This window comes from Streptomyces niphimycinicus (assembly GCF_018883605.1).
In the GTDB taxonomy this organism is placed as follows: Bacteria; Actinomycetota; Actinomycetes; order Streptomycetales; family Streptomycetaceae; genus Streptomyces; species Streptomyces niphimycinicus.
Genome location: NZ_JAHLEM010000360.1, coordinates 1 through 9,330, shown reverse-complemented (window position 1 = coordinate 9,330; position 9,330 = coordinate 1). Strand labels below are relative to the sequence as shown.

Sequence of the window (9,330 nt, the reverse complement as noted above, 5' to 3'; positions counted from 1 at the left end):
GGGGGCCGTTCGCCGTCGGCGGCGCGACCACGTGCCCGGGGCCCTCGCCGCCCGGGGCGGCGACCGCCTCGGACCCGTCCGCCAGCAGCCGCCGGTAGACGGCGCTGCGCGCCCTCAGCTCCTCATCCGTGCCCACGTCCACGACCCGGCCCCGGTCCAGGACCGCGATGCGGTCGGCGAGGGCGAGCGTGGAGGGGCGGTGGGCGATCAGCAGGGTCGTACGGCCCGCCATGACGCCCCGGAGCGCCTCGTGGATCTCGTGCTCGACGCGCGCGTCCACCGCCGAGGTGGCGTCGTCGAGAACGAGCAGCCGGGGGTCGGTGAGGATCGCGCGGGCCAGGGCCAGCCGCTGGCGCTGGCCACCGGAGAGGGTCAGCCCCTGCTCGCCGACCTCGGTGTCATAGCCGCCCGGCAGCGCGGAGATGAAGCCATCGGCCTGGGCGGCGCGGGCGGCGGCCCGGATCCGCTCCTCGCTCGCGTCCGGCTGCCCGTAGGCGAGGTTGGCGCGCACGGTGTCGGAGAAGAGGAAGCTGTCCTCCGGCACCAGCCCGACCGCGCCGCGCAGCGAGTCGTACGTCAGCTCCCGCACATCGTGGCCGCCGATCCGCACCGCGCCCGACGACACGTCGTAGAAGCGCGGCAGTAGCATGGACAGCGTCGACTTGCCGCTTCCGGAGGCGCCCACGACGGCCAGGGTCTCGCCCGGTTCGATCCGCAGGGACACCTCGGAGAGCACCGGACGCTCGGGGTCGTAGCCGAAGCTCACCCGGTCGAACTCCACCGTCGCGGGGGCGTCCTCGGGAAGCTCCCGGGCGTCCGGGCGCTCGTCGATGACCGGCTCGGTGTCGATCAGCTCGAAGACGCGCTCGACGCCGGCCCGTGCCTGCTGCCCGATGGTCAGGATCATCGTGAGCATCCGCACCGGGCCCACGAGCTGGGCGAGATACGTCGAGAAGGCCACGAAGGTGCCGAGGGTGATCTGGCCGCGGGTGGCCATCCAGCCGCCGAGCGCCAGCATGGCGACCTGACCGAGGGCGGGGACGGCCTGGAGGGCGGGGGTGTAGCGGGAGTTCAGCCGTACGGTCCGCAGCCGGGCGGCGAACAGCCGGCGGCCGACCGCCCGCAGCTTGTCGGTCTCCTGCGCCTCCTGCCCGAACCCCTTGACCACCCGGACACCGGTCACGGCCCCGTCCACGACACCCGCGACGGCGGCCGCCTGCCCCTGGGCGTACCAGGTGGCGGGGAAGAGCCGGATGCGGCTGCGGGAGGCGAGGATCCACAGGGCGGGGGCGACGGCGAGGGCGACGACGGTGAGCAGCGGCGAGAGCGTCACCATCACGACGAGCGAGACCAGGAAGAGGAGGACGTTGCCGATCATCATCGGCACCATGAAGAGCAGGCCCTGGATCAACTGGAGGTCGCTGGTGGCCCGGCCGATGATCTGGCCGGTGGAGAGGTTGTCCTGCCGTCGGCCGTCGAAGCGGGCGATGGAGGCGTACATCTCGGTGCGCAGGGCGTGCTGGACGTCGAGGGCGAGCCGTCCGCCGTAGAAGCGGCGGATATAGGTGAGGACGTACACCACGAGGGCGGCGACGATCAGCAGGGTGGCCCAGGGGGCGAGCGACCGGTCGTGCTGGACGATCACATCGTCGATGATCAGCTTCGGCACCAGCGGGACGAGCGCCATGACGGCCATTCCGGCGAGCGAGGCACCGAGGGCGAGCAGCACATCCTTGCGGTACAGCCAGCAGTAGCCGAACAGCCGCCTTACCCAGCCCTGCCCGGTATCCGGCCCATCCGCATCCGGCCCGCCCGTATCCTTTTTGCCCGTTTCATCCGTTGCGTCCGCCGCTACGCCCGCCACCCGCTGACCTCCCGATCCGCACACGCTTCCGGAAGGCACCAACACACTGATGTGCGGATTTCATCCTTCGGCAACAATCGGACCGGGTCACATCCGGCCGGGCCGCCGCCTCGGCCCGCTCCGCCCCGCCCGGATACGCGTTCGCGGAATCACCCAAAAGCGGACTGTTCAATACCGGACCGTTCATCAAACACTTAGCAGTGCCGTCTAAGGTCGCGTCCACCGAAAAGCTCACCACCGTACGGCGAAAGGGTGATGATCGTGACGGGACTCCAGATCGACGACATCCCGCCCGAGGAGCGATTCGCGGCCTGGCGCGCCCTGTGCGAGCTGACGGCGATACCGATGGAACTCCGCAGCGACCATGAGCACGACTTCCGGGCGAGCGTACGGGGCGGAGTGAGCCTCGGCGAGGTGATGCTGACCTCCACCTCCGTACCGTCACTGCGCAACGAGCGGACGGCGGCCCATATCCGGCGCTCCGACCCGGAGCTCTACCATCTGCGGCTCACCCTGCGCGGGGAGAGCGATGTGCGCCACGGGGACACCGAAGCCACGATCGGCGCCCGGCAACTCATGCTCACCTCGACCTCCACGCCGTATGTGGCGGTGTGCGAGCGCGGCAGAGTCGACGGGATGTCGATCACCCTCCGCCCCTCGCTGCTGCCGTTCCCGGCGGCCGAGCTCAACCGGCTGCTCGGGCGGCGGCTGTCCGGGCGGTCCGGGATCGGGGCCATGCTCGCCGACTTCCTCACCCGGCTGGCCGCCGAATCCGACCGCTACGGCCCGGCCGACGCACCGCGCCTCGGCACCGTCGCCATCGATCTGCTCAACGCGCTGCTCGCGCATGAGCTGGACGCCGGTGCCGAGGCGCGCGCCGAGAACCGGCTCACCCCCGAGAGCCGTCGGCGCACCCTGCGGTTACGCATCGAGGAATTCGTCCGGCAGAACCTGCACAGCCCGGGGCTCACCCCGGCGTCGATCGCCGCGGCCCATCACATCTCGCTCCGGTACCTCTACCGCCTCTTCGAGGAGCAGGGGCACACGGTCGCCGCGTGGATCCGCGCCCAGCGCCTGGAGCGCTGCCGCCGCGACCTCGCCGATCCCGCCCTGGGCGACACCCCCATCCATCTCATCGCCGCCCGCTGGGGATTCAGCCACGCCGCGGACTTCAGCCGTGCCTTCCGCGGCGCCTATGGCCTGCCCCCACGGGACTTCCGCCATACGGCGCTGTGGACGAACAGGTGAGCGGGGCTCCCCCCGTGGTAACCCTGCTCACCCGTCACTGATCAGCATGGGCCCGGCGGGGCCGGGATGTCATTGGCATCCTGTGCACAGTGCCTTGATCCTCTGTGCACGGATCCCCTTCTCCGTGCACGGACCGCGTTCTCCGTGCACGGGGAGCGCCATCCCGGGCTCCTCCGCGCTCGCCGTCGCCTTTCCGCAGCGCTCGCCGTTTTCCGCAGCGCGCGACGTCACACCCCCGAGGAGAAACCGGTCAGAACGCCGACGGGCGCACCAGCCCCGTCTCGTAGGCGAAGACCGCCGCCTGGGTCCGGTCGCGCAGCCCCAGCTTGAACAGGATCCGGCTCACATGGGTCTTCACGGTCTGCTCGGCCACCACCAGCCGCGCGGCGATCTCCGCGTTCGACAGCCCCTGGGCGATCAGGGTGAGCACCTCGGTCTCGCGCTCCGTCAGATCGCCCACCCGCTCCCGGAGCGGACCGCGCGGGACGGCGGCGCTCACCCGGGAGAACTCGCCGATCAGGCGCTTGGTGATGTTCGGCGCCAGCAGCGCGTCACCGGCCGCCACCACCCGTACCGCATGGGCCAGTTCATCCGCCGAGGCGTCCTTCAGCAGAAACCCGGACGCGCCCGCGCGCAGCGCCTCGTAGACGTACTCGTCGAGGTCGAAGGTGGTGAGGACCAGGATCTTGACGGTGGCCCCGGCGGGTTCGGTGAGCCGGCGGGTGGCCTCGATACCGCCGACTCCCGGCATCCGTATGTCCATCAGGACCACGTCCGGGGCCAGCTCGGCGACCTGGTCGATGGCGTCGGCCCCGTCCACGGCCTGGCCGACGACCTCGATGTCCGGCTCGGCGTTCAGGAGCACCGTGAAGCCCTGGCGGACCATCATCTGGTCGTCGGCGATCAGGACGCGGATGGTCGTCGTCATGCGGGATCCTCGGCGGTTTCGGGCGCGGCGGCGGACGGGTCGGGGTGGTGCGTGGGCAGCACGGCGGTCACCTCGTAACCGCCGTCCGGCGTCGGGCCGGTGGTCAGCTCACCCCCTAGCATCGCAGCGCGCTCCCGCATCCCGAGCAGCCCGTGCCTGGCGCCCGGCGACGGCGGAGCCGGCCGGTCCGGGGCCGTATTGACGATCCGGACGGTGAGCCCGCGCCGCTGGTACCCCAGCTCCACCCGCGCCTGGGCGCCCGGCGCGTGCCGCATCACATTGCTCAGCGCCTCCTGCACGATGCGGAACGCCGACAGCTCGACGCCCGGCGGCAGCGGCCGCCGCTCCCCGGTGACATCCGTAAGGATCGTGATCCCGGTTCCGCGCACCGTGCCCACCAGCTCGTCCAGCCGGTCCAGGGTGGGCTGCGGGGCGTGCCGGGCGCCGTCGGCCAGGGCGTCCTCGGAGCGCAGCACGCCCAGCACGCGCCGCAGTTCGGCCAGCGCCTCGACCGCGTTCTGGCGGATGCCCGCGAGGTTCTCCTTCAGATCGTCCGAGGGGTTCTCGGCCAGATGCGGGGCGACCTGCGCCTGGATGGAGATCACCGACATGTGATGGGCGACCACGTCGTGCAGCTCGCGGGCGATGCGGTTGCGCTCCTCCAGCAGGGTGCGCCGGGCCCGTTCCTCCGCCGTGAGCTCCTCCTGCTCGACCAGCCGGGTCCGCGCCACCCGGCGGCCGCGCAGGGCCGCGCCCACCACCACGGCGGTGGTGAAGGACACGAACGCCTCGTAAAGGCCGTCCGTATGGGGCCGGGTGGCGAAGGCCGAGGTGGCCACCCCCACCAGCAGGGTCAGTATCAGCGCCTCGGCGACGATCCGGGGGCGGACCCGCAGCGCGAGGAGGAGCAGCACGACGGTGTGCAGCGCGATCTGACCGTAGTTCCAGGGATAGGGCACATAGTCGGGGACGCGATTCTCCGCGACCAGCGCCGTCACGAACAGCATGGCGGTCGAGAGCCACCACGCCGGTATCGGGCGGGTCAGCGCCACCTGGACGGCCAGCGCCTGGAGCACCACGAAACCGATCATGGGCACCGGGTCCTGGGCCGTCCCCGGACTGGCGGGCTCCTGGAACTGCGCCATGCTGAGCCAGGCCATGAGCACCGCGAACAACACCACATGGCCATGGGGCAGCCGACCCAGCCAGCGCAGCCGCGGCAGCGGGTCACGCGCCACCGTCCACAGGTCCGCGCGGAGGATGCCCGGCACCGCGCGCAGTCCCTCGCCCATGGTGCGCGGCAGGGTGCGCGCGCCCTCCGCCAGCCGGTCCGCCATCCGCCCGCCCGTCATGGCCTTGACCTTAGACACTGGGCTTCTCCACCTGCCGGGCCTCCCGGGCCGAAGGTCCCTCGCGAACGACGCGGCTCCCACCGCGAACGACGCCACCACCACCGCGAACGACGCCACCACCACCGCGGACGACCCCGCCACCGCCCTTCCGCGGTCGCCCCGCCTCGTACCCGTGGAACGCCGCCCAGCAGATCAGCAGCGCCCCCGCGAACACCGGCAGCCAGCACAGCCGCGCCAGCACCCAGCCGGGGCCGTCGGGCACGGTGTGCAGCCCCGGCAGCGGCCCGTACAGCCGCAGCGTGGTCACGCTGACCGCCATCATCGCGGTCTGGTGCCACAGGAACACGGTCATCGCGGAGAGGTTGACCAGCGCCACCACCGCCCAGGCGGCGGGCCGCGCCAGCACCCGGCGCAGGGGTCCGCGCAGCAACAGGGCCGCGCCGCACTGGGTGAGACCGAAGGTGACGGCGGCCAGGGTGGGCGGGTTGAGGTTGGATATCGGGGCACCTGGCACCCCGACCATCGCCGCCGGATAGCCGCCGAACAGGACGAGCCCGGCGGTGACCACCGCGCCCCCGATCAGCAGCACCCACCCGGCCGTACGGCCGCGCAGCAAGCCCCGGCCCCAGGTGGCGCCCAGGCAGTACGGGACCAGCCAGCCCGCCGCCAGATTGATCCAGCCGAGCCAGGCCGGGCCGCCGAAGCCGAACCGGATCAGGTCGACATGGAGCACGACGGCCAGCGGCCACAGCGGATGCAGCCGCGCCACCAGCGGGGTCGCGGCCGTGAGCACCGCGTAGACCAGCAGGAACCACAGCGGGGACAGAACGAGTTTGAGCAGGGTGTGGACGGTCAGCAGGCTCCCCCCGGAGCCGAGTATCGCCCCCACCGCCACGGCCCATACGACGAGCACGGCGGCGACGGGCCGGAACAGCCGGGCCAGCCGGGCGCGCAGCCACCGCCGGTAGCCGATCCCCCGGGCGCGGGCACAGGCATGGCTCTTGGCACTCATCTGCCCGCCGACCAGGAAGAACACCGCGAGGGTCTGGAACACCCAGGAGACGGGGGTGAGTCCGGGCTGGTACAGCAGCGGGCTGGCCGCGCGCAGGGTGCCGCTGTCGGCGACCAGTGCGGTCACCAGCCAGTGGCCGAGCACCACGCCGAGGATGGCGATGGCCCGCAGGGCGTCCACGGCGCGGTCGCGGTCGGGCGGGGTGGCGGCCTCGATCCGCCGGACGAGGTCCCGCATGCGGAAGGTGTCCCGCGGACGAACCGGGTCGGGCGTATGAACCGGGTCGGGCGTACGGAAGGTGTCACGCGGACGAAGGAGGTTACGCATCGCGGCCCTCCACGATCCGGCCCATGCTCACCAGGGCGGCGGATCCGGGCTCGAGGTAGTCGCTGTGCCCGACGTCCCCGGCGTCGAATTTCCGTGCGCCGAACCGCCCGGAGACGGGATCGGTGCCGAAGCCGACGGTCGTGCCCAGCAGCCGGATCCGCATATGCGGCACCCCGCCGATCCAGTCGTTCGCGCCCCGCCCGGCCCACACGGTGGCCCGGGTGCGCAACTGCCGGGCGTCGTCGAATCCCGTACCGGGGCTGCCGTACAGGACGATGTCCGCGGCCTTCAGCCCTCGCGCGGCCCGGGCGCAGACCACCGAACCGTAGGAGTGGCACAGGAGCGAGATCCGGGCCCGGGGCTTGGCCGCGTTCAACTCCCTTACGAATGCGGCCAGTCGGGGAGCGGCCCCGGCGGCCCGGCCCGTGGTCAGCACCTCGGGTCCCACGGTGCCCGGCGTCTTGTACCCGAGCCAGCCGACGACGGCGGTACGGCTGCCGAGTTGATGGCTCAGCGCGAGGGCCCCGGCCCGGAACCGGTCGTATGTCTCCAGGTTGGTGTCCGACCCGGGCACCAGCACGGCGACGCGCGTGGCCCGGCCCAGGTCCCCGTACACCTCGACGGCGCGGCCACCGTTCCGCCCGTCGAAGGACAGGAAGTGCCGTGATGGCTTCCGCATCTTCCGCAGCGCCCGCTCCCGCGCCCGGTCGCCGTACCGGGCCGCCATCGCCTCGGCCGCCGCGATCCCCTCCCGGTTGGCCGCGTACCGGTGGTCCAGCCCCTGGACGCTGACGGGCCCCAGGGCCACGGGTGCGGGCGCCGGCACCTCGCTCGGCCCTGCGGCCCCCACCAGGGGCACCACCACCGAGGTGGTGACGAGCGCCGCGAGCAGGGCGCGGCGAAGACGGGACGCCATGGCTGGTCCTTCCGTACCGACAGCTTGTGTGAGTACGGAAGTTATGGAGTCGGCCGTGTGGTTGGCGTCCTACCGGGGAGTGCATCCGCGGGGTAGTCCCCAGGTACTACGGGTAGGGGGTCGGGCCGGTGCGGTGGTGCGCAGCGGCCTCGCGGCGGGCCCGCGCGGCTACCCCTGGGGTACGTAGAACTGCGTGGTCGCCCGCATCGTGGCGGCCGCCACCTCCGCCGGTGCCCCCGAGGCTTCGTACGCCGCGCCCCAGGCCGCGCTGGAGCGGGTCATGAACTCCCGCGCCTCGTCCGAGGTCTGCCATGCCTCCGGGTCGGCGGGTGTCCGTCCGGCAAGGTGCAGGGCGAGGCCGAGCAGTGCGCCGTCCCAGCCGACGCCGACCGCGCCGGGGCCGAACTGGTCCCACATCTCGGGCGGTACGACGGCGACATGCTCCAGCTCGAAGACGGTCCGCTCCTCGCCCTCGGCACTCAGCCGCACCCCGACCTCGCTGAAACCGGGGTTCTCGCCGAACAGCCAGCTCACCGTGAGCAGCCGCGGGGGCTCGCAGCGCAGGATCTCGCCGCCCGCGTTGCCCTCCAGTTGGTAGTGGCCACCGAGCTTCAGGTCGCCGCTCACCGGCAGGAACCAGCGGCTGATCCGCCGCGGGTCGGTGCACGCGTCCCATACGTCCTCGATCGCGGCGTCGTAGGTGCGCCGCAGCAGGACGGTACGGGCCTCGCCGTCGGCCACCTCACGGGTGCCGACCTCGCGGTGGACGTCGTTGATCTGGTCGACGATCTCGCTCATGACTTATGTTTCCTCACCGGTTCGACTGTCGCCGCCGCGCCCCTGATCGAGCCGCCGCTGCCGCTTGCCCCGCGCCAGTTCGGTCCCCAGCGCGTCCAGCCGCTGCTCCCAGAAGCCCCGGAACTGATCCAGCCACCGGTCGACCTCCCGCAGGGGCGCGGCCTCGACGGCGTATAACCGCCGTGTGCCCTCGGCCCGTACGGAGGCGAAGCCGCCCTCCCGCAACACCCGCAGATGCTGTGACACGGCGGGCTGCGAGATGCCGAACTCGGACCGGATCACCGTGCTGACCTCGCCGGAGGATCGCTCCCCCGCGGCCAGCAGCTCCAATATCCGGCGCCGGACGGGGTCTCCGAGGACATCGAGTGCGTGCACGCCAGGACTATGCCAGTCGCCGCTTATATAAGTCAACGCTTAAATTCGTTCATGGCCGCCATGGACGGCCGAAAAATCCGCCCACTGGCGGAAGCGCGGCAGGTCAGCGCGGACTCGACGTCCTTACCGCGCCCGCGCCGCGCCGGTGGGCATCAGCCCTCCAGCGGCTTACCCAGAAGATCGGAGGCGGCCTCGACGGGGTCGGCCGCGGCGACCGCGGGCGCCGGGTGACAGGTGAAGCCGAGGCGCGTCATCGCCCGGATGATCTCGCCCGCCGTGAAGTCGCGGCGGTCCTGGCGGGTGACCACGGCGCCGACCTGCTTGACCGGGTAGGCACGGCGGCCGATCTGGACCGAGGGACCGGTGATCGGTTCCGGGCTGACGCCGCTCATGGCGTCCGTCACCTCCCGCGCGGTCAGGTCGAAGGCGAAATTGGCGATGATGCAGCGCATAGTGCCTCAACGGGGAGAGAAGGGAGCCGGGACCGCCAGCGTGTCACACCTCGAAGCG

Annotated in this window: 9 protein-coding genes; 1 reads left to right on the top strand and 8 read right to left on the bottom strand. The window is 72.1% G+C overall.

Annotated features, from left to right (window positions below; genetic code table 11):
* Positions 1-1,762, bottom strand: a 1,762-nt coding sequence (locus tag KN815_RS28820) for an ABC transporter ATP-binding protein (RefSeq protein ID WP_253209299.1), incomplete at its 3' end; no start/stop codon positions are given.
* A gap of 357 nt (positions 1,763-2,119) precedes the next feature.
* Here KN815_RS28820 and KN815_RS28815 point away from each other — a divergent pair.
* Complete coding sequence (locus tag KN815_RS28815; protein WP_216344821.1) at positions 2,120-3,112, top strand: helix-turn-helix domain-containing protein; 993 nt, start codon at positions 2,120-2,122, stop codon at positions 3,110-3,112.
* 250 nt (positions 3,113-3,362) lie between these two features.
* On the opposite strand, the gene KN815_RS28810 is transcribed toward KN815_RS28815, so the two are convergent.
* The 7 genes from KN815_RS28810 to KN815_RS28780 form a co-directional block, all read right to left on the bottom strand.
* Entirely contained in the window at positions 3,363-4,040 is a 678-nt protein-coding gene (locus tag KN815_RS28810; protein ID WP_216344819.1) for a response regulator, read from the bottom strand.
* On the bottom strand, positions 4,037-5,410 hold the full coding sequence (locus tag KN815_RS28805) for a sensor histidine kinase (protein WP_216344818.1): 1,374 nt from the start codon (positions 5,408-5,410) through the stop codon (positions 4,037-4,039). The genes KN815_RS28810 and KN815_RS28805 overlap by 4 nt, the downstream gene beginning before the upstream one ends.
* Positions 5,403-6,641, bottom strand: a complete 1,239-nt coding sequence (locus KN815_RS28800; protein WP_216344820.1) for an acyltransferase family protein — start codon at positions 6,639-6,641, stop codon at positions 5,403-5,405. The genes KN815_RS28805 and KN815_RS28800 overlap by 8 nt, the downstream gene beginning before the upstream one ends.
* Before the next feature lie 82 nt (positions 6,642-6,723).
* Positions 6,724-7,647, bottom strand: a complete 924-nt coding sequence (locus tag KN815_RS28795) for an alpha/beta hydrolase (RefSeq protein WP_216344817.1) — start codon at positions 7,645-7,647, stop codon at positions 6,724-6,726.
* 168 nt (positions 7,648-7,815) lie between these two features.
* Entirely contained in the window at positions 7,816-8,445 is a 630-nt protein-coding gene (locus KN815_RS28790) for an SRPBCC family protein (protein ID WP_216344816.1), read from the bottom strand.
* A 3-nt stretch (positions 8,446-8,448) separates the two neighbouring features.
* Complete coding sequence (locus KN815_RS28785) at positions 8,449-8,820, bottom strand: ArsR/SmtB family transcription factor (RefSeq protein ID WP_216344815.1); 372 nt, start codon at positions 8,818-8,820, stop codon at positions 8,449-8,451.
* A 152-nt stretch (positions 8,821-8,972) separates the two neighbouring features.
* Positions 8,973-9,272: an SCO5918 family protein gene (locus tag KN815_RS28780; protein WP_216344814.1), complete on the bottom strand. Its 300-nt coding sequence runs from the start codon at positions 9,270-9,272 to the stop codon at positions 8,973-8,975.
* Positions 9,273-9,330: the final 58 nt, after the last annotated feature.

Coding starts and splice junctions, on each gene's coding strand:
- KN815_RS28815 (WP_216344821.1), top strand. CDS start 2,120: ATGATCGTGACGGGACTCCAGATCGACGACATCCCGCCCGAGGAGCGA.
- KN815_RS28810 (WP_216344819.1), bottom strand. CDS start 4,040: ATGACGACGACCATCCGCGTCCTGATCGCCGACGACCAGATGATGGTC.
- KN815_RS28800 (WP_216344820.1), bottom strand. CDS start 6,641: ATGCGGGACCTCGTCCGGCGGATCGAGGCCGCCACCCCGCCCGACCGC.
- KN815_RS28795 (WP_216344817.1), bottom strand. CDS start 7,647: ATGGCGTCCCGTCTTCGCCGCGCCCTGCTCGCGGCGCTCGTCACCACC.
- KN815_RS28790 (WP_216344816.1), bottom strand. CDS start 8,445: ATGAGCGAGATCGTCGACCAGATCAACGACGTCCACCGCGAGGTCGGC.
- KN815_RS28780 (WP_216344814.1), bottom strand. CDS start 9,272: ATGCGCTGCATCATCGCCAATTTCGCCTTCGACCTGACCGCGCGGGAG.